The following is an 18488-nucleotide window of genomic DNA, read 5'->3' as shown; positions in this document are numbered from 1 at the left end:
CCGGGACGCGAATCAGGGCTTATCGCGCAGACGCACGGCGATATCCGGCTGGTCGATGAACAGGCCGTCGATGCCGGTGGCGAGGAAGGTGCGCAGCTCGGTGTCGATGTCGCCGCGCTCGGTCGGGTCGTTGCCGCTGCGCAAGCTGGTGGGCAGGAAGGCGTTCTCGGCGCGGAAGGTGTAGGGGTGCACCTTGAGCTTGGCGGCGTGGGCATCGCGCACCAGGCTGGTGGGCGTGGTGAGGTTACCGGCGGCGTCACGCGGGATGATCATGCCTTTCTCCGGGCCGATGCCATCGGCGTAGCGGGCGATGGCTTGCAGGCCTTTGGGGGTGATCATCTGCGCATAGCTGAGGTCGGTGCCCAGGGCCTGCTGATCGTAGGGCTGGCCCTCCGTCCACAGCAGTTGGATGAGGCGGATGGAGGTCATGCGGCTGAGAGTCTTGAGGTTCTGTACCTCGAAGGACTGGATGTACACCGGCGCTTTGGCGCTGGCGTAACCGTTGCGCTTGAGCACCGCCAGCAGCGGCTTTTCCATGGCCAGGCCGAGTTGCTGGAAGTGGGTGGGGTGCTTGGTTTCCGGGTACAGGCCGATGACCCGCTGCTGGCTGAGCTGCAGGCTTTTCACCAGGTCGATGATTTCCTGCAGAGTGGGAATCTCGAACTGGCCGTCGAAACGGGTGTTGGCCGGGCGCACCTGGGGGATGCGCTCGATGGCGCGCAGAGTCTTGAGTTCGGCCAGGGTGAAGTCCTCGCTGAACCAGCCTTCCAGGCTGACGCCATCCACCGTCTGGGTGCGCTTGCGACTGGCGAATTCGGGGTGCTGCGCCACGTCGGTGGTCAGCCCCAGCTCGTTGTCGTGGCGGGCCACCAGTTGGCCGTCGCGGGTCATCACCAGATCCGGCTCGATGTAATCGGCGCCTTGTAGCACGGCCAGAGCGTAGGCGGCCAGGGTGTGTTCGGGCACGTAGCCGCTCGCACCACGGTGGGCGATCACCAGTGGCGAGCGGGTGCCCTTGCCGGCGGCGTGCTTGGCGCCCGGCTGTTGTTGAGCCCAGTCGATGGCAGACTGGACGTTGCCGGCCAGGGCTTGGGTGCTGCCAAGCAGCAGGCCGGCGCATAACAGGCCGGTGCGCAGAAGGTTGGACATCATGGAGGCATCTCCTTGCTCATGGGGGAAGCCAAAGCCTGCCTGAACGAACATGACGATCAGGCGACAAACCGATAATTGGTATGGCTTGCCTGTGCTGCTCGTCACAGGATGGCTCTGCTATGCTCGCCAGCATGAAAAAGACCTTGCCTATCTCGCTGATCGCTGCCCTCGCCCATAACCGGGTGATTGGCCGCGACAATCAACTGCCCTGGCACTTGCCGGCGGATCTCAAGCACTTCAAGGCCTTGACCCTGGGCAAGCCGATCATCATGGGGCGCAAGACCTGGGATTCACTGGGGCGCCCGCTGCCGGGCCGGCTCAATCTGGTAGTCAGCCGCCAGCCGGGCCTGCAGCTCGAAGGCGCCGAGGTGTTCGACAGCCTGGAGGCGGCCATCGCCCGCGCCGACGAGTGGGCGCGCCAGGAGGAGGCCGACGAACTGATGCTGATTGGCGGGGCTCAGCTCTATGCCCAGGGCCTGGCGTTGGCCGAGCGCCTGTACCTGACCCGTGTGGGGCTGGAGCCCGAAGGCGATGCTTTCTTCCCCGAGGTGAGCGAGGCCGATTGGCACCTGAGCTCCAGCGTCGAGCACCCGAGCACGGGGGATACCCCTTTCTACGCCTTCGAGGTGTGGCAGCGCCGTAGCGCTTGATGGCGAGCGGCCTGGCGTTGTCGCCAGGCCGGCAGCCGCCGGGGGCTCAGTTCACCTCGGTGAACTGGATGATCTCCACCCAGTAGCCGTCCGGATCCTTGATGAAGGCGATGTCGCGCATGCGGCCGTCGCTCAGGCGCTTCTGGAAGGCCACGCCGAGATCCTCGAAACGCTCGCAGGCGGCCTTGATGTCCGGCACCGCCACACATAGATGGCCAAAGCCGCGCGGGTCGCTGTTGCCGCTGTGGTAGGAAAACTCCGGATCCTTCTCGGTGCCGTAGTTGTAGGTCAGCTCCAGCACGCCGGGGATGGACTTGCGCCACTGGTGACGGGCGGCCGGGTCTGCCGGAATCTGCGACTTGTCCGCGATCAGCGCCAGGAAGTAGAGGCTGAACTCGGCCTCGGGAAAGTCCTTCTTCTCCAGCAGGGTGAAGCCCAGCACGCGGGTGTAGAAATCCAGGGACTTCTCGAGATCCTTCACGCGGATCATGGTGTGGTTGTAGACGAAGTCGGCGGTGGCGGCGTCGGGTTTGGCGGTCACGCCGGGCAGGGCGTTGAGTTCGTCGAGGGTCATGGGATTCTCCATCAGGCGTGAAAAAGCGATACCTGCCTAGATGGACGCGGCGGTGGCGTTTTTCAAGGCAGGTGGTTGGGAATAGGGCAGCGAGCGCTCTGCTGGGTTCCCCGGATTGCATCCGGGCTACGGACTTTGCGCGTAGGGTGGACAAGGCTGTTTTTGTCCACCATGGATTGGCACAGCGATGGACGGATTTCAGACCTGTAGCGTGATCAGCTCGGCGCGTATCTGCTGGCCGTCGATATGCAGCAGGCCCACGCCGATGGGCAGCTTGAAGCGCCGAGGCCCGGCGCTGCCAGGGTTGAGGTAGAGCACGCCATCGCGCATTTCGTGCAGCGGTTTGTGCGAATGGCCGGCGATCACCGCATCGATGCCCTGGGCCGCTGGGTCGATGTCGAGCTGCTTGAGGTCGTGCAGCACATGCAGGCTGATGGCGCCGAAGCGCAGCGTCAGGCGCTCGGGGATGGCCTCGGCCCAGGCCTCCTGATCGTTGTTGCCGCGCACCACCGACAGTGGCGCGATGCGCCCCAGCTCCTCGAGGATATGCGGCCCGCCGATGTCGCCGGCATGGATCAGGTGGTCGACGCCCTGCAACGCCGCCAGCGCCTCGGGGCGCAGCAGGTTGTGGGTGTCGGCGATCAGGCCGATGCGCATGATGGGCTCCTGAGCATGGGGTTTAGGAGCCAGCTTGCTGGCGATCAGGCCCGAATGCAAAACCCTGCGACAAGAAAAAGCCCGGCAACCATGGCCGGGCTTTTCATTACAGCGGCGCTGAGGGCTCAGCCTTCCAGCATCGTCTTGTCACGCACCGCACCCTTGTCGGCGCTGGTGGCCAGCAGGGCGTAGGCCTTCAGCGCGGTGGACACCTTGCGTGCGCGCGGCTGCGCCGGTTTCCAGCCCTTCTTGTCCTGCTCGGCGCGGCGTTCGGCCAGTTCTTCATCGCTGACCAGCAGGTTGATGCTGCGGTTGGGGATGTCGATGAGGATCTTGTCGCCGTCCTTGACCAGGCCGATGGCGCCGCCGGCAGCCGCTTCCGGCGAGGCGTGGCCGATGGACAGGCCGCTGGTGCCGCCGGAGAAGCGGCCGTCGGTGAGCAGGGCGCACTGCTTGCCCAGGCCCTTGGATTTCAGGTAACTGGTGGGGTAGAGCATCTCTTGCATGCCCGGGCCACCTTTCGGGCCTTCGTAACGGATGATGACGATATCGCCGGGCTTCACTTCGTCGGCGAGGATACCTTTGACCGCACCATCCTGACTCTCGAAGATCTTCGCGCGGCCCTCGAAGACGTGGATGGATTCGTCCACCCCGGCGGTCTTCACCACGCAGCCGTCGAGGGCGATATTGCCGTACAGAACGGCCAGGCCGCCTTCCTGCGAGTAGGCGTGCTCCACCGAACGGATGCAACCGTTCTCACGGTCATCGTCCAGGCTCGGCCAGCGCGTGTTCTGGCTGAACGCCACCTGGGTGGGGATGCCGCCCGGGCCGGCCTTGAAGAAGGTGTGCACGGCTTCGTCATTGGTCTGGGTGATGTCCCACTGGGCGATGGCGTCGGCCATGCTCGGGTTGTGCACGGTGGGCACGTCGGTGTGCAGCAGACCGCCACGGGCCAGCTCGCCGAGGATGGAGAAGATGCCGCCGGCGCGGTGCACGTCTTCCATGTGGTACTTCTGGATGTTCGGCGCCACCTTGCACAGTTGCGGCACCTTGCGCGACAGACGGTCGATGTCGCGCAGGTCGAAGGGAATCTCGGCTTCTTGGGCGGCGGCCAGCAGGTGCAGGATGGTGTTGGTCGAGCCGCCCATGGCGATGTCCAGGGTCATGGCGTTCTCGAACGCCTTGAAGCTGGCGACGTTGCGCGGCAGCACCGATTCGTCGCCTTCGCCGTAGTAGCGCTGGCACAGCTCGACGGCCAGACGGCCGGCGCGCAGGAACAGTTGCTCACGGTCGGCATGGGTGGCCAGGGTGGAGCCGTTGCCCGGCAGGGCCAGGCCCAGGGCTTCGACCAGGCAGTTCATCGAGTTGGCGGTGAACATGCCGGAGCAGGAGCCGCAGGTGGGGCAGGCGCTGCGCTCGTATTCGGCGACCTTCTCGTCGGAGCAGGAATCGTCGGCAGCCACCACCATGGCATCGACCAGATCCAGGCCATGGTTGGCCAGCTTGGTCTTGCCGGCTTCCATCGGCCCGCCGGAAACGAACACCACCGGGATGTTCAGGCGCAGGGCGGCCATCAGCATGCCGGGGGTGATCTTGTCGCAGTTGCTGATGCAGACGATGGCGTCGGCGCAGTGGGCGTTGACCATGTACTCCACGGAGTCGGCGATGATCTCGCGGCTCGGCAGGGAATAGAGCATGCCGTCATGGCCCATGGCGATGCCGTCGTCCACGGCGATGGTGTTGAATTCCTTGGCCACGCCGCCATGGCGTTTGATCTCGCGGGCGACCAGTTGGCCGAGATCCTTCAGGTGTACGTGGCCGGGCACGAACTGGGTGAAGGAGTTGGCGATGGCGATGATCGGTTTCTTGAAGTCTTCGTCCTTCATCCCGGTGGCGCGCCACAGGGCGCGGGCGCCGGCCATGTTGCGGCCGTGGGTGGAGGTTTTCGAGCGGTAATCGGGCATGACACGGTTCCTGCGGCTGATCAGGTGATGTTCGTATGCTGAGCGTCGACTGAACCGGATGCAAACGGGAGGTGGCCGTGCGTTCGGCGGGGCCGCAGGACGCTGCGGGGTGGCCGCGCGTCTGGCCCGTGCTCAGGGCCCGCCAGGGGATGAGTGGCGAGAGATGCGGTGATTCTACGCCGGCCACCGGCGCAGCGCCAAGGCGCGGCTGATTGCCGGTGCCGATGGCTGTCGCTCCTTGGTGTCATGCCGTTCATCCGGTTGCGCTGTTCGGGCGACTGTTGACGTCACCATTTGCTCATCTAGGCTGCCTCACGGGCGCTCTGCTCATCGGCAGGGGCCCACGTTCGCCAGCGCAAGCTAGGAGGTGTGCTGCGCCGCCCTATCCGATCTGGTCGTTCGCGGGGCGATGGCGACTCGTACAACAATGGAATGAGGAACCTTCGATGCTTAACTTGAAACTCGCTGGCCTGGCGGTCTCCTGCCTGTCCGTCTGCGCCACCGTCACGGCTGCTCCCCTGCCGGATACACCGGGAGCGCCATTTCCGGCTGTCGCCAATTTCGACCGCAGTGGCCCCTACGCCGTCAGCAGCCAGAGCGAGGGGCCGAGCTGTCGCATCTATCGGCCCCGCGACCTGGGTCAGGGTGGCGTGCGTCATCCGCTGATCCTCTGGGGTAATGGCACCGGTGCCGGGCCGTCCACCTATGCCAGCTTGCTGTCGCACTGGGCAAGCCACGGTTTCGTGGTGGCGGCGGCGGAAACCTCCAATGCCGGTACCGGGCGGGAAATGCTTGCCTGCCTGGATTATCTGGTGCGTGAGAACGACACCCCCTACGGCACCTATGCCGGCAAGCTCAATACCGGGCGAGTCGGTACCTCGGGGCATTCCCAGGGCGGTGGCGGCTCGATCATGGCGGGGCAGGATACGAGGGTACGTACCACGGCGCCGATCCAGCCCTACACCCTCGGCCTGGGTCACGACAGCGCCTCGCAGCGGCGTCAGCAAGGGCCGATGTTCCTGATGTCCGGTGGCGGCGACACCATCGCCTTTCCCTACCTCAACGCCCAGCCGGTCTACCAGCGCGCCAATGTGCCGGTGTTCTGGGGGGAGCGACGTTACGTCAGCCACTTCGAGCCGGTCGGTGGCGGTGGCGCCTATCGTGGCCCGAGCACGGCCTGGTTCCGCTTCCAGTTGATGGACGACCAAAGCGCCCGCAGCACTTTCTACGGCACGCGGTGCAGCCTGTGCACCAGCCTGTTATGGTCGGTCGAGCGCCGCGGGCTCTAGCAGGCTGTTGAAAAACTACCTGCGTTGGCAATACTGCGTTAAAAACGGCCTCAAAATGCTCATTTACAGCACGTAAACTGCGCTTTTTCGGCTGTTTTTGCGGGGCCGCCATCGGTATTGTCTTGCCTGCCTCGCCTACGTTTTTCAACGGCCTGTATAGCGCTGCGTCATGCTCCGCCCTGTGGGGCGGAGCTTCAGGCGTTCGATGCTCAGATTGTAGAGGCGCTAACCACGCAGAATGGCCGTTGGAATCTGCTCCAGCGGAATTTCCCGGCTGACCCCGCCGAGTTTCATGGCTTCCTTGGGCATGCCGTAGACCACGCAACTGGCTTCGTCCTGACCGAGAGTGAGGGCGCCGGCTTCGTGCATCTCGCGCAGGCCACGGGCGCCGTCGTCGCCCATGCCGGTCATGATGATGCCGGTGGCATTGGCGCCTGCGGCACGGGCGGTGGAGCGGAACAGCACGTCCACCGAGGGTTTGTGCCGGCTGACGGGCGGGCCGTCGACCACTTCCACCAGGTACTGCGCGCCACTGCGCTTGAGCAGCATGTGGCGCCCGCCGGGGGCGATCAGGGCGCGACCGGGGATGACCCGATCACCATGCTTCGCTTCGCGCACTTCGATCTGGCACAGGGTGTTGAGGCGTTCGGCGAAGGCGGCGGTGAATTTCTCCGGCATGTGCTGGACGATGACGATGCCCGGGCACACGCGCGGCAGGGCGGTGAGCACGTATTCCAGGGCCTGGGTGCCGCCGGTGGAGGTGCCGATGGCGACGATGCGCTCGGTGGTGCGGGTCATGGCGCCTGCGCCGCCGGCCGGCAGGATCGCATCGGCGCTGAGCTTGGGCGCTGGTGGTGGCGGCTGCGGCGGCTTGGGCGTGAGCCGCTTGAGACGGGCCTGGGCGGCGGCGCGGATGGCGCTGGCCAGCTCTTCGGTGGCTTCCAGGAGGAACTGGCGCAGTCCGGCCTGGGGCTTGGTGACGATGGCCACGGCCCCGGCGGCCATGGCTTCCATGGTGGTGGCGGCGCCTTTTTCGGTGAGGGTGGAGCAGATCACCACCGGGGTGGGGCGTTCGGCCATCAGCTTCTTGAGGAAGGAGATGCCATCCATGCGTGGCATTTCCACATCCAGCACGATCACGTCGGGCCACTCGCGTTGCATCTTGTCCATGGCGAACAGGGGGTCGGCGGCCGTGCCGATCACCTCGATCCCGGCGTGCTCGGACAGGGTGCCACTCAATACCTGGCGTACGACGGCGGAGTCGTCGACGATCATCACCTTGATCTTGTTCATTTCTGCGCCTCGTAGCGGCGTGTAGCGATCTGTTGTTGGGAGGGGCTGCGCATTGCGACCTGGCCACTCCAGATGTCGAAAATCAGGTTGCGATAACCTGCGCCTCCTGCATCTCGGGCATGACAACGCAGGCCGTGCGCGGTGAGCAGTTCCAGGCCGGCGTTGACGTTCGAGTCGCCGATGTTGCTCTGCGTCAGGCTCGCGAACATGTTGCCGCCACCGAACAGGCTGATGCGGTAGTCCTTGGCCTGGGTGCCGCTGGCGCGAATCTCGCCGAGCAACAGGTGCAGCGCCTCGTCGGCGTAGCGGCCATCGAATCGGGTGCCGCGATTGCGGCGGCTGGGCAGCATGTAATGGCACATGCCGCCGAGCAATTCACGCTCGTGCCACAGCACCAGCGATACGCACGAACCCAGCAGGGTGCGGATGCGCGTGTGACGGTCGCCGAAGTACAGGTCGCCTGGCTGCAGGAAGACTTCGATGACGCCGTCGGGCTTATGCATGGGGCTTCCGGTAAATGGACGGGCGCAGCGGCTGCAGCTCGTCGCTGATGCCGTTGAGGCTTTCCGAGTGGCTGACGAAGAAATAGCCACCGGGGCGCAGTCGCGCGCTCAGGCGCTGTACCACCTGGCGCTTGGTGGGCTGGTCGAAATAGATCATCACGTTACGCAGGAAGATCACGTCGAACAGGCCCACTTCGGGCAGGGCGTTGTTGAGGTTGATCTGACGAAAACCAATGCGTTTCTTCAGCGAAGGCTCCAGGGTGAACATGCCGGCATGCTGGCCGGTGCCCTGCAGGCAGTGACGGTGCAGCAGCTCACGGGGGATGCCGCTGGAGTCTTCCAGCGGGTAGATGCCAGCACGTGCCTTGTCGAGAATGCGCGTGCTGATGTCCGAGGCGAGTATCTCCCATTGCCGCGTGCCCAGGCAGTCGGCCAGCAGCAGGGCCAGGGTGTAGGGCTCTTCGCCGCTGGAACAGGCCGCGCTCCAGATGCGCAGGGGTTGGCTGCCAGTGCGCAGATCATCCTGCAGGCGTTCACGGAGGAAGTCGAAGTGCTTGGGCTCGCGGAAGAAGTAGGTTTCGTTGGTGGTCAGCAGATCCACGGCTGTCTGCAGTTCGGTCTTGTCCTTGAGCAGCAACTGGAAATAGTCGTCGAAACTGTCCAGCTCGTAATGGCGCAGACGCTTGCTCAGGCGTCCGACTATCAGTTGGCGTTTGGCCTCGCCCATGGCGATGCCGGCGATCTCGTAGATCATGTCGCGAAACTGCTGGAACTCGCGGTTGCTCAGGCTGGTGGCGGTCATTGCGGGCTCCAGGGGTCAGGCTGATCGGGGCAGTTCGGCGCTGGCCAGCAGGTGCAGATCGTCGAGCGACAGCACGCGGCCAATGTCGATCAGCACCACCAGACGGTTTTCGAGCTTGCCCATGCCGATGAGAAAATCGGTGGGGATGTGGCTGCCGAAGCTGGGCGGTGGCTCGATATCTTCTTCGGGTATCTCCAGCACGGCATTGACCGCTTCGACGACGATGCCGATGACCTGTTCGGCGCCCTCGCGCTGCACTTCCAGAATGACGATGCAGGTGCGCCGGCCGACCTGGGTGGCGCCCTGGCCGAAGCGCTGGCGCAGATCCATGATCGGCACCACGCCGCCACGCAGGTTGATCACGCCGAGGATGCTCGCTGGCATCAACGGCACCGGGGTGAGGTGCCCGTATTCGATGATCTCGCGCACGTTGCGCGTGCCCACGGCAAAGATTTCCTCACCGAGTGAGAAGGTCAGGTACTGCTGGCGGGTGTCCGTGGCCGTCGCTGAGTTGAAGCTGGACATGAATCGCTCCTGGGGCACCCCCTGGTGCCCGGCTGCGAAGGTGGGACGGATCAGTGCTGAAAGCGGATGAAGCCGCCAGACATCGATGGCTGGGCGAACGACTTGCCGCCGCTATCGCCGCTGTCGTGCTGGGTAGTCGTTTGCTTGCTGCGTTCGGGGCGCTTGTTGCCGCTGCTGTTGATCTTGAAGAAGTCCATCAGTTGCTGCAGTTGCTCGGCCTGGCCGCTCATTTCCTCGGCGGTGGCGGCCAGCTCTTCGGAGGCCGATGCCGACTGCTGGGTGATGCTGTTGAGCTGGGTCATGGCGCTGTTGATCTGCCCGACTCCGGAGCTTTGTTCCTCGGAGGCGGCGGAAATTTCCTGCACCAGGTCGGAGGTCTTGTTGATCGTGGGCACCATCTCGTCGAGCAAGTGGCCGGCACGTTCGGCCAGCGACACGCTGCTCTTGGCCACTTCGCTGATCTCCTGGGCGGCGATCTGGCTACGTTCGGCCAGCTTGCGCACTTCGGCGGCCACTACTGCGAAGCCCTTGCCGTGCTCGCCGGCGCGGGCCGCCTCGATGGCGGCGTTGAGCGCCAGCAGGTTGGTCTGGTAGGCGATGTCATCGACGATGCCGATCTTGTCGGCGATGGTCTTCATGGCTGCCACCGTATTCTTCACCGCCTGGCCGCCTTCGTCGGCTTCGCGTGCGGCCTTGCTGGCCATGCCGTCGGTGACCTTGGCGTTCTCGGTGTTCTGCGCGATGGAGGCGGACATCTGCTCCATCGAGGCGCTGGTTTCCTCCACCGAGGCGGCTTGTTCCGACGCGCCCTGGCTCATGCTCTGGGCCGTGGCGGAGATCTCCTCGGAAGCGCTGGACAGCGAATCGGCGTTGCTGCGTACCTCACTGATGATCTGCGCGAGTTTTTCCACCATGCCCTTGATCGCGGCCAGCATGCTGCTGGTGTCGCCGGCCTTGGTCTCGACGTTGACGGTCAGGTCGCCGGCGGCGATGCGGCTCACCATCTCGGCAGCGTAGGCGGGCTCGCCACCCAGTTGGCGCAGCAGGTTGCGGGTGATGAAGGTGCCGAGCAGGGCGATCACGATCAGGGTGATGACAGAAACCAGGATGGAGATGAGCGTGGCGTGCTGGAGAGTATCCACGGCCTGTTGGCTGGCCTTGTGGGCCATCTCTACGTTGTAGTCGCGGTGCAGGTTGAAGTTTTGCCGCAGCGGCTCGATAGCGTCCCTGGTGAGGTTGAGCATGGCTACCCGTGCTTCCTCGTTCCTGTCGGCACGAGACAGCGTGATGATAGTGGCGGCGCCTTTCTGAAAGTCGGCAATGCTCTTGCGAGACAGATCCAGATACTGACGATCCTGATCGTCGGAGAGCAGTGTGCTATAGACCCGGATGCCTTCCTGAATGTCGCTGTCGGTGGACTTGATAGCGTCCTCCAGCTCAGCCATTTCCTTAGCATCGTTACTGAGCAGGTGGTTGTAGGTCAGTTGGATTTCGCTGTTTACCGCATTGCGCAGCTTGTTCAGGGCCACGATGCTGGGCACCGAGTTGACATTGCCGTAGTTGGCGGCGGTGTAGACCTGATTCATTTGCTGGTAGGCGACTGCGGATAACAACAGGATGCCGAATAGTGCCGAAAGCACCAGAAGGATCATTTTTTTGCTGATGGTCATTTGCTTGCTCCTGCGCGCTCGCGCGCATCGCATGGAAGGAGAGAGAGGTCATGGGGTTGGCCTGCCATGGCTGCGATCTGGGTGACCGACAGCACTTGCTCCATGCGCAGCAGGGTGAGGAACTGCTCGTCGAGACGAGCCATGTCCTCGATGAATTCGCCGCGGATGCGGCTGCCGAACGCGGGCGCCTGGCGGATGGCCCCCGGTTCGATTTCCACCACCGCGTTGACCGCATCGACCAGGGCGCCCATCAGATGGGTCTCCTCCTCGTCGAGGATCTCCACGATGACGATGCAAGTACGCGCGCCGAGGGCGGTGCGACCATGGCCGAAGCGCTCGGCCAGGTCGATGATCGGCACCACGGCGCCGCGCAGATTGATCACGCCGCGCACCAGCCTGGGCATCATCGGCACCAGGGTGATCTGGTCGAACTCGAGGATCTCCCGCACGTAGCGGGTGGCGACGCCGTAAGCATCCTGGCCGACGCGGAAGGTCAGGTACTGGCTTTGCTGTTCCTGGCTGACCAGCAGGGCGAGATCGGTGGTCATGATCAGCTCCCGAAGCGGATGAAGCCGCTTTCCTGTTCATCGGCCTGAGCCGGCTTGGCACTGCGTGTGGCTGGCGTGGCCTTCACGACGCTGGCCGTGCTGCGCTGGCTGGACAGTTGGAAGAACTGCATCAGGCTCTGCAGATTCATCGATTGCCCGGTCATCTCCTCGGAGGTGGCGGCCAGCTCCTCGGAGGCGGCCGCGTTCTGCTGGGTGATGTCGCTGAGCTGGGTCATGGCTGAGCTGATCTGGTTGACGCCGGTGTTCTGCTCCTCGGAAGCGGCAGCGATCTCCTGCACCAGGTCTGAGGTCTTGGAGATCGACGGCAGCATGTGGTCGAGCAGGGTGCCGGCACGCTCGGCCAGTTGCACGCTGGACTTGGCCACTTCGCCGATTTCCTGGGCGGCTACCTGGCTGCGTTCGGCCAGCTTGCGCACCTCGGCAGCGACCACGGCGAAGCCCTTGCCGTGCTCGCCGGCGCGGGCCGCCTCGATGGCGGCGTTGAGCGCCAGCAGGTTGGTCTGGTAGGCGATGTCGTCGACGATGCCGATCTTGTCGGCGATGGTCTTCATGGCGCGCACGGTTTCCTTGACCGCCTGGCCACCTTCGCTGGCCTCGCAGGAGGCCTTGCCGGCCATGCCGTCGGTGATCTTGGCGTTTTCGGTGTTCTGCGCGATGGAGGCGGACATCTGCTCCATCGCCGCGCTGGTTTCCTCGACCGAGGCAGCCTGGCTGGAGGCAGCATGGCTGAGGCTCTGCGCGGTGGCGGAGATTTCCTCGGCGGCGCTGCTGAGCATGCTGGTGGACTGATGCACCTGGCCAATGACGTCAGCCAGTTTGTTCACCGTGGCATTGAGCGATTGCTGCAGGTCGGCGAGATGCCCCTTGTAATGGCCCTCCATGGTCTGGGTCAGGTCGCCTTCGGCCAGCCCGGCAATCACGTTCATGGCTTCGCGCAGCGGCGCGATGATGGCTTCCAGGGTGTCGTTGATGCCCTCGACGATGCGGCGGAAGTCGCCCTGATGGCGGCTGGCATCGGCACGGGTGTCGAGGCGGCCGTCGAGTGCGGCCTGGCTGAGCATCTGAGTGTCTTCGATCAGCGCCAGGACATTGCGGCGCAGGGTTTCGATGTTGTCGTTGATGAAGGCCTTCTTGCCGGGGAACTGTTCCAGCGGCGCCTTGAGGTCGCCTTCGCTGAAGGCCTTGATGCAGGCCATGGCCTTCTTCTTCACGCTGATATGGCCGGCGACCATGGCGTTGATGCCCTGGGCGATCTCGGCATAGCTGCCCGGGAAGCGCGAGGCATCGATGGTCACGTCGATATCGCCCTTGTCGTGCTCGTCGGACATGTGGCGCATCTCGTCCATCAGACCGGCGATATTGCGGCGCAGGGTCTCGATGTTGTCATTGATGAAGGCCTTCTTGCCAGGGAACTGTTCCAGGGGGGCTTTGAGGTCGCCTTCGGCGATCGAGCGCACGCAGGCCATGGCCTTTTTCTTCACGTCTATATGGCTGCTCACCAGGGCGTTGATGCCCTGGGCCACTTCGCCATAGAGGCCGGGAAGACGGGTATCGAGGGTCACATCGATATCGCCACGGGCGTGTTCATCGCTGACCTGGTGCAGGTTCCGGGCAAGGCCGCCAAGCTGGCCGGCGATCTGGTGCAGTTGCTCCTGCAGCGAGCCAGCAGCGGCCGATGGCTGCGGCTGGCGGCTGATTTCGCCGCGCGCCAGTTGCCCGGCGAATTCGAGCAGAGCCTGGGGCTCCGCGCCCAGTGGCTGCAGGCTGCGCTGCAGCAGCAGGCCCTGGATGACCACGGCCAGAGCCGCCAGGATGGCGAGGGGCATGGCTGCGCCGGGCGCCAGGCCGAATGCCAGGATCAGCAGGGGGAGGATGGCGGTTGCGAGCAGAGCCGCGATACGAATGGAGAGGTTCATTGCACGGTACTCCTCAGTGGGTTGGATTGGGGCATGGCACGCGCACTGCCGTGCTGCGTGACTTCGGCCAGCAGGCCTGGGATATCGAGGATCAGGGCGACGGCACCGCTGCCGAGAATGGTGAAGCCGCTCAGCGCCGGCACCTGGCAGAACACCTTGCCCAGGGGTTTGATCACGGTCTGGAATTCGCCGAGCAACTGGTCGACCACCAACCCGGCACGCACGCCGGCGTAGCTCACCACCACCACGTTCTCGCGGCGCGGCGGCTGGCTCTGGTCATCGAACATCTGGCGCAGGCGGATGAAGGGCAGCACGTTGCCGCGCAGATCCAGGTGCTGTTGCCCGGCTATCTCGTCGCTGGGCAGCTCGATGCATTCCTCCACCATGTCCAGCGGCACCACGTAGCTTGCCTGGCCGACACCGATGAGGAAGCCATCGATGATGGCCAGGGTCAGCGGCAGGCGGATGCGCACGCAGGTGCCCTGGCCCAGCTTGCTGTCCAGCTCGACGGTGCCGCGCAGGGCGGTGATGTTGCGCTTGACCACGTCCATGCCGACGCCACGGCCGGAGAGGTTGCTGATCTGCTCGGCGGTGGAGAAGCCGGGCTCGAAGATCAGGTTGAAAATCTCCTTGTCCGTGAGCTGCTGGCCTTCGCTGATCAGGCCGCGTTGGGTGGCCTTGGCGAGGATCTTCTGCGGGTTGAGACCGCCGCCGTCGTCGGAGACTTCGATGAGGATGCCGCCGGCCTCGTGGTAGGCATTGAGGCGCACCACGCCCTGCAGTGGCTTGCCAGCGGCGCGGCGCACCTCGGCGGGCTCGATGCCATGATCCATGGCATTGCGCACCAGGTGGGTGAGCGGGTCGCCGATCTTTTCCACCACTGTCTTGTCCAGCTCGGTGTCACCACCGCTAACCTGCAGGACGATGTCCTTGCCCAGCTCCTTGGACACGTCGCGTACCACGCGCTGGAAGCGGTTGAAAGTGGCGCCGATCTGCACCATGCGCAGGGTCAGGGCGCTGTCGCGCACCTCCTCGACCAGGCGTGAGAGGGTCTCGGCGGACTCGCCCATTTCGCTCAGGCCGCTGCGCTGAGCCAGCATGCGGGTGTTGGCACCGGCGATGATCAGCTCGCCGACCAGGTTGATCAACTGGTCGAGCTTGGTCGCATCGACGCGGATCAGGTTGGCGTCGCCATTGCTGCGAGCCATCTCCTTGCCGCTGCTGGCGCGTGTTTCGCTGGCCACGGCCGGGACGCTGCTCTCGGCCGCTGCGGGTGTTTGCAGGACGCTCGGTACGGCGGCGCTGGCGCTTAGTTCGTCGCGGCTCAGGCCCGTGCAGCGCAGCAGGCGCTCGAGCTGCACCTGGCCTTCGTCAGCGCGCTCGTGCAGCAGCGCCTGGAAGTCGCCCAGGCTGCTGCCGGGCGGCAACAGGCGGATGCTGCCATCGTCACGGACGAACTCGAAGGCGCCTTCGATGGCGCTCGGCTCGGCGTCGCTGGCGAAGCTGACTTCCAGTCCCAGGTAGCAGGTTTCCGGATCCAGCGCCTCGAGCGCAGGCAGGTGATCGAGCACCGTCTCGATGTGCAGCACCTGGCCGAGGGTGCTCAGGTAGCGGATGAAGGCCAGCGGATCCATGCCGTTGCGCAGGGTGTCGGGGCCGAAGCGCAGCGACAGATGCCAGTGCTCGCTGCCGCCGGCCGTGCCCGCTGCCGGGTGAGCGGCGGCAGGCTGCATGGACTGCTGGGCTGCAGGCTCGGTTTGCAGGTAGCGACCGAGGGCCGTGACCAGCTCGCGGTCGTTGTCATGCACGCTTGGCGGCAGGTGCGCCAGGTCGCCTTCGGCGGCCAGATGGCGGATCAGCCCGGCGAGGTGATCACCGGCCTTGAGCAGCAGGGCGATCATCTCGGCGTCGAGGTGCAGTTCACCGCCGCGCACGCGGTCGAGCACGCTTTCGGCGACATGGGTGAAGGCGACGATGCCGTCGAAGCCGAACAGCCCGGCCGAGCCCTTGATGGTGTGAGCCGCGCGGAAGATGGCATTGATCAGCTCCGGGTCATCGGGGCTGTGTTCGATCTGCAGCAGGGCGTCTTCCATCTGCAGCAGCAGTTCCTGGCTCTCGGCGATGAAGGTGCCGATGATGCTGTCGAGGTTCATTGTTTGCTCTCCCGCGTGAGCAGTAGCTCACCCAGCCCGGCGAGCTTGAACAGCTCGGTCACGACAGGGCTCACGCCGGTGAAATGCAGGTCGATATCCATGCGCCGGGCCTGCTCGCAGGTGGCCAGCAGCAGTTGCAGCCCCGCGCAGTCGAATTCATCGACGGCGCTCAGGTCGATTTGCAGCGCAAGCGTTCCTTGCAGGGCCGAGCTCAAGCGTGGCTTGGTATCGGCTGCGGTGTAGATGCTCAGCGCTCCATCGAGATCCAGTTTCTGGGGAGCATTGCTGTTGGGTGTGGCGTGCATGGTGCACCTCTTGGATCAGGGCAGGATCAGCTTGGAAACGGCGGTCAGCATCTGCGCCGGCTGGAAGGGCTTGACCACCCAGGCCTTGGCGCCGGCCGCCTGGCCTTCGCTCTTCTTCGCATCACCCGCCTCGGTGGTGAGCATGATCACGGGGGTGAACTTGTAGTTGGGTAGCTGCTTGACGTTCTTGAGGAAGGTGATGCCGTCCATGTTCGGCATGTTCACGTCGCTGATGATCAGGTGCACCTTGCGCCCGTCGAGTTTGGTCAGCGCGTCCTTGCCGTCGCAGCCTTCGATGACGTCGTAGCCGGCCCCCTTGAGGGTCATGCCTACCACCTGGCGGATGGAGGCGGAGTCGTCGATGATGAGAATGGTCTTGGCCATGAGGCGTGTCCTCAGAAGAAGGTGATGTCGGAGGCGGTGTCGGCTTTGCCGACGCTACGGCCCTGATGGATGGCGTGCTGCTCGGGCATGGTGTAGCTGTGCGACAGCTCGTCGAGCCAGGTGCGGGCGTCGACTCGCTCGCAGGGCTCGCTCAGGTGCAGGCCCAGGCGCTGGATGTCGTCACGCATGTGGCCGAGCATCTGGCTGACCCGATCCTGGAACTGCAGCGCCACCAGCACCTCGGAGATTTCCGCGCCGACGGCCTGGTTCTCCTGGTGCAGCACCGAGCCGTGCTCGACCAGGCGAGTGGCGCTGCCGCGCAGGTCATCGATGAGCTGACGGATGACCTCGCTGGCATTTTTCAGGGTGTTGGCGTCACGGTCGGAGTGCTCGTTGGAAACCTGCAGGGTGCGCTCGATGGCCGCGCTGACGGTCTCGATGGTGTCGTCGATGCGCTTGCCGGTGGCTTCGGATAGGGTGGAGAGCTTGCGCACTTCGTCAGCGACCACGGCGAAGCCACGCCCGGCTTCGCCGGCGCGGGCGGCTTCGATGGCGGCATTGAGGGCCAGCAGGTTGGTCTGCTTGGCGACGTCGCCCACCTCCTTGGCCATGGCGCGCAGTTGGCTGGTATAGCCGCTGAGGCTGACTACTTCGGCCAGCAGGGTTTCCTTGCTGCTCAGGGCCTGGCGCAACTGGCTGACGATCTCTTTCAGCTCGCGCTCGCTGCTGCCCAGCAGGCCGAGCAGTGATTGCTCGTCGCCCTGCTGGTCGGCACTGATCACCGCACTGATGCGTTGGGCCAGTTGGGTGAAGCGGGCGCTGAGTGATTCGATGGCTGTCTCGGTGTGCTGGCGTGCCGCTTCGATCTGCTGCGACCAGACCGGTGACAGCAGGCGGCAGAGGTCGTCCAGACCCTCGACATGACGCTTGGCCTCCTGCGCCTGGCCGAGCGCGAGCCCCTGCTCGTGGGCCAGGTCGATGGCCTTGGCGTGCTGGCCGCTCAGGCCATGCAGGCTGAGATGCACCAGGGCGGCGGGCAGCACCGCTGCCAGCAGCCAGTAGTAGCTGGGCCACTGCAGCACCAGCCAGGCCAGCGACAGGCAGCCAAGGCCGGCCAGGATGGTTGGCAGCCAGGGGGTTCGTGGGGCAGTCGTCTGAGAGGTCACCTTCACACTCCATCGGGCAACGTGGCTGGGCGCGGATGGCCCGTTCATGGCTGTCAGAATGGCGTATGCGCGGCGAGCGGGGCATCGTCAGTTCCCGATGATGGCCTAGGGACACTCTGTTTCTTTGTAGGGATTTTCCTAGGGGCGTTGAAAACCATCTTGGCGTTGGCTGCCTGCGTCGCTCTACCTCCTGCATCCGTGCAGTCGTTGCCTAAGGTTTTCCAGGTTCTTCTTGTTTGAGGGGGGAGGATTGGTTGGTGCCGGGGTGGCGAGGTTATGTGTTGGCTTATCGGTGTTCTGAACGCCGCTTCGGTGTGTTCAGTTATTCCGGGTTTCGCCCCCTCGGGCGACTCACTTTTCTTTGAACTGCGCAAAGAAAAGTAAGCAAAAGAAACGCACCCCCGCCATCCGGAACTAGGCGTCCCCGTCATGCTTCGCTCGACTTCCCTCACTCCGGCATCGCTCCGGGGTCGGCTTACAAGGGCCATCCCTGGCCCTTCAAGCGGGGCCGCCATCGGTATCTCGCGGCATCCATGCCGCTCGCCCCCTGCGCAATGCCTACGTTCGGCCTCCTGAAGGGGGAGTTAGCGCGCCTGAACGTACATCGGTTTCGGGCATGCCCGGCGTGTTCTGGTAACAGCGAAGTCACGACGTGGCCGTCGGTTAAACCAAAACTTTCATTCGCGTGGTTTCATCCGCATGGATAGCTTGCCGGCTTTCAGCCGGCATTCTGTTCAGCCCTAAGGCTGACCTCATGCTCAAGCACTCAGAGCCCTTGGGAATAACCGCACGTTCAGGCGCGTGCAGAGCCCGCCCAGGAGGGCGAACGGAATCGTCGTGGAAGAGGTTGAGCGACATGGATGTCGCGAGAGCCGCGATGGGCCAGGGATGGCCCACCGCGGCGGGCCTCTGGAAC

General features: G+C 64.6%; 17 protein-coding genes and 1 pseudogene. 2 read left to right on the top strand and 16 right to left on the bottom strand.

All coding sequences use genetic code 11. The features are described from left to right. Positions 1–12 precede the first annotated feature (12 nt). On the bottom strand, positions 13–1152 hold the full coding sequence (locus tag OU800_RS21570) for a glycerophosphodiester phosphodiesterase (protein ID WP_268179390.1): 1140 nt from the start codon (positions 1150–1152) through the stop codon (positions 13–15). Positions 1153–1271: 119 nt separating this feature from the next. Here OU800_RS21570 and OU800_RS21565 point away from each other — a divergent pair, with 119 nt between their 5' ends. After that, positions 1272–1802 (top strand): dihydrofolate reductase, encoded by a 531-nt coding sequence (locus tag OU800_RS21565; protein ID WP_442964720.1) that lies wholly within the window; start codon positions 1272–1274, stop codon positions 1800–1802. A gap of 46 nt (positions 1803–1848) precedes the next feature. On the opposite strand, the gene gloA is transcribed toward OU800_RS21565, so the two are convergent. The 3 genes from gloA to ilvD all read right to left on the bottom strand — a co-directional run bounded on the left by gloA (position 1849) and on the right by ilvD (position 4997). Further along, positions 1849–2376: a lactoylglutathione lyase gene (gene gloA, locus OU800_RS21560; RefSeq protein WP_268179389.1), complete on the bottom strand. Its 528-nt coding sequence runs from the start codon at positions 2374–2376 to the stop codon at positions 1849–1851. 198 nt (positions 2377–2574) lie between these two features. Continuing rightward, the gene (locus tag OU800_RS21555) at positions 2575–3033 is read right to left on the bottom strand and encodes a metallophosphoesterase family protein (RefSeq protein ID WP_268179388.1); all 459 of its coding nucleotides are present in this window, start codon (positions 3031–3033) and stop codon (positions 2575–2577) included. 125 nt (positions 3034–3158) lie between these two features. Beyond that, the gene (ilvD, locus tag OU800_RS21550) at positions 3159–4997 is read right to left on the bottom strand and encodes a dihydroxy-acid dehydratase (RefSeq protein WP_268179387.1); all 1839 of its coding nucleotides are present in this window, start codon (positions 4995–4997) and stop codon (positions 3159–3161) included. 446 nt (positions 4998–5443) lie between these two features. On the opposite strand from ilvD, the gene OU800_RS21545 reads away from it, so the two are divergent. Further along, on the top strand, positions 5444–6286 hold the full coding sequence (locus OU800_RS21545) for a poly(ethylene terephthalate) hydrolase family protein (RefSeq protein ID WP_268179386.1): 843 nt from the start codon (positions 5444–5446) through the stop codon (positions 6284–6286). Between the two features lie 225 nt (positions 6287–6511). On the opposite strand, the gene OU800_RS21540 is transcribed toward OU800_RS21545, so the two are convergent. The 12 genes and pseudogenes from OU800_RS21540 to OU800_RS21490 all read right to left on the bottom strand — a co-directional run bounded on the left by OU800_RS21540 (position 6512) and on the right by OU800_RS21490 (position 17620). Next, positions 6512–7579 (bottom strand): protein-glutamate methylesterase/protein-glutamine glutaminase, encoded by a 1068-nt coding sequence (locus tag OU800_RS21540; protein ID WP_268179385.1) that lies wholly within the window; start codon positions 7577–7579, stop codon positions 6512–6514. Then, positions 7576–8082: a chemotaxis protein CheD gene (locus OU800_RS21535; protein ID WP_268179384.1), complete on the bottom strand. Its 507-nt coding sequence runs from the start codon at positions 8080–8082 to the stop codon at positions 7576–7578. Before OU800_RS21535 ends, OU800_RS21540 begins: the two co-directional genes overlap by 4 nt. After that, positions 8075–8884, bottom strand: a complete 810-nt coding sequence (locus tag OU800_RS21530; RefSeq protein WP_268179383.1) for a CheR family methyltransferase — start codon at positions 8882–8884, stop codon at positions 8075–8077. The genes OU800_RS21535 and OU800_RS21530 overlap by 8 nt, the downstream gene beginning before the upstream one ends. 15 nt (positions 8885–8899) lie before the next feature. Next, a complete protein-coding gene (locus tag OU800_RS21525) occupies positions 8900–9409 on the bottom strand; it encodes a chemotaxis protein CheW (RefSeq protein WP_268179381.1) in 510 nt (169 codons plus the stop codon). A gap of 50 nt (positions 9410–9459) precedes the next feature. Then, on the bottom strand, positions 9460–10578 hold the full coding sequence (locus OU800_RS21520) for a methyl-accepting chemotaxis protein (RefSeq protein WP_442964795.1): 1119 nt from the start codon (positions 10576–10578) through the stop codon (positions 9460–9462). A gap of 30 nt (positions 10579–10608) precedes the next feature. After that, positions 10609–11061 (bottom strand): annotated as a pseudogene (locus tag OU800_RS24465) (MCP four helix bundle domain-containing protein); the annotation flags it as partial. A 14-nt stretch (positions 11062–11075) separates the two neighbouring features. Further along, positions 11076–11627 carry a chemotaxis protein CheW gene (locus tag OU800_RS21515; protein WP_268179379.1) on the bottom strand — a complete coding sequence of 184 codons (552 nt, stop codon included), beginning with the start codon at positions 11625–11627 and terminating at the stop codon, positions 11076–11078. Between the two features lie 2 nt (positions 11628–11629). Then, entirely contained in the window at positions 11630–13474 is a 1845-nt protein-coding gene (locus OU800_RS21510; protein WP_442964794.1) for a methyl-accepting chemotaxis protein, read from the bottom strand. Between the two features lie 86 nt (positions 13475–13560). Further along, positions 13561–15717: a chemotaxis protein CheA gene (locus OU800_RS21505; RefSeq protein WP_268179377.1), complete on the bottom strand. Its 2157-nt coding sequence runs from the start codon at positions 15715–15717 to the stop codon at positions 13561–13563. Then, the gene (locus OU800_RS21500) at positions 15714–16022 is read right to left on the bottom strand and encodes an STAS domain-containing protein (protein WP_268179376.1); all 309 of its coding nucleotides are present in this window, start codon (positions 16020–16022) and stop codon (positions 15714–15716) included. Before OU800_RS21500 ends, OU800_RS21505 begins: the two co-directional genes overlap by 4 nt. A gap of 15 nt (positions 16023–16037) precedes the next feature. After that, complete coding sequence (locus OU800_RS21495) at positions 16038–16406, bottom strand: response regulator (RefSeq protein ID WP_268179375.1); 369 nt, start codon at positions 16404–16406, stop codon at positions 16038–16040. Positions 16407–16417: 11 nt separating this feature from the next. Further along, positions 16418–17620: a methyl-accepting chemotaxis protein gene (locus tag OU800_RS21490; RefSeq protein WP_268179374.1), complete on the bottom strand. Its 1203-nt coding sequence runs from the start codon at positions 17618–17620 to the stop codon at positions 16418–16420. Positions 17621–18488: the final 868 nt, after the last annotated feature.

The organism is Pseudomonas sp. GOM7, assembly GCF_026723825.1.
Lineage (GTDB): Bacteria > Pseudomonadota > Gammaproteobacteria > Pseudomonadales > Pseudomonadaceae > Aquipseudomonas.
The sequence above is the reverse complement of the archived record's forward strand: the minus strand, read 5'-3'. Positions and strand labels throughout refer to the sequence as shown.

Excerpts from the sequence above, each read along its gene's own strand:
- OU800_RS21565 (WP_442964720.1), top strand. The coding sequence starts at position 1,272 with ATGCTCGCCAGCATGAAAAAGACCTTGCCTATCTCGCTGATCGCTGCC.
- OU800_RS21495 (WP_268179375.1), bottom strand. The coding sequence starts at position 16,406 with ATGGCCAAGACCATTCTCATCATCGACGACTCCGCCTCCATCCGCCAG.
- OU800_RS21570 (WP_268179390.1), bottom strand. The coding sequence starts at position 1,152 with ATGATGTCCAACCTTCTGCGCACCGGCCTGTTATGCGCCGGCCTGCTG.
- OU800_RS21540 (WP_268179385.1), bottom strand. The coding sequence starts at position 7,579 with ATGAACAAGATCAAGGTGATGATCGTCGACGACTCCGCCGTCGTACGC.
- OU800_RS21525 (WP_268179381.1), bottom strand. The coding sequence starts at position 9,409 with ATGTCCAGCTTCAACTCAGCGACGGCCACGGACACCCGCCAGCAGTAC.
- OU800_RS21515 (WP_268179379.1), bottom strand. The coding sequence starts at position 11,627 with ATGACCACCGATCTCGCCCTGCTGGTCAGCCAGGAACAGCAAAGCCAG.
- ilvD (WP_268179387.1), bottom strand. The coding sequence starts at position 4,997 with ATGCCCGATTACCGCTCGAAAACCTCCACCCACGGCCGCAACATGGCC.
- OU800_RS21490 (WP_268179374.1), bottom strand. The coding sequence starts at position 17,620 with ATGAACGGGCCATCCGCGCCCAGCCACGTTGCCCGATGGAGTGTGAAG.
- OU800_RS21555 (WP_268179388.1), bottom strand. The coding sequence starts at position 3,033 with ATGCGCATCGGCCTGATCGCCGACACCCACAACCTGCTGCGCCCCGAG.
- OU800_RS21505 (WP_268179377.1), bottom strand. The coding sequence starts at position 15,717 with ATGAACCTCGACAGCATCATCGGCACCTTCATCGCCGAGAGCCAGGAA.
- OU800_RS21530 (WP_268179383.1), bottom strand. The coding sequence starts at position 8,884 with ATGACCGCCACCAGCCTGAGCAACCGCGAGTTCCAGCAGTTTCGCGAC.
- OU800_RS21535 (WP_268179384.1), bottom strand. The coding sequence starts at position 8,082 with ATGCATAAGCCCGACGGCGTCATCGAAGTCTTCCTGCAGCCAGGCGAC.
- gloA (WP_268179389.1), bottom strand. The coding sequence starts at position 2,376 with ATGACCCTCGACGAACTCAACGCCCTGCCCGGCGTGACCGCCAAACCC.
- OU800_RS21500 (WP_268179376.1), bottom strand. The coding sequence starts at position 16,022 with ATGCACGCCACACCCAACAGCAATGCTCCCCAGAAACTGGATCTCGAT.
- OU800_RS21510 (WP_442964794.1), bottom strand. The coding sequence starts at position 13,474 with ATGCCCCTCGCCATCCTGGCGGCTCTGGCCGTGGTCATCCAGGGCCTG.
- OU800_RS21545 (WP_268179386.1), top strand. The coding sequence starts at position 5,444 with ATGCTTAACTTGAAACTCGCTGGCCTGGCGGTCTCCTGCCTGTCCGTC.
- OU800_RS21520 (WP_442964795.1), bottom strand. The coding sequence starts at position 10,578 with ATGGCCCACAAGGCCAGCCAACAGGCCGTGGATACTCTCCAGCACGCC.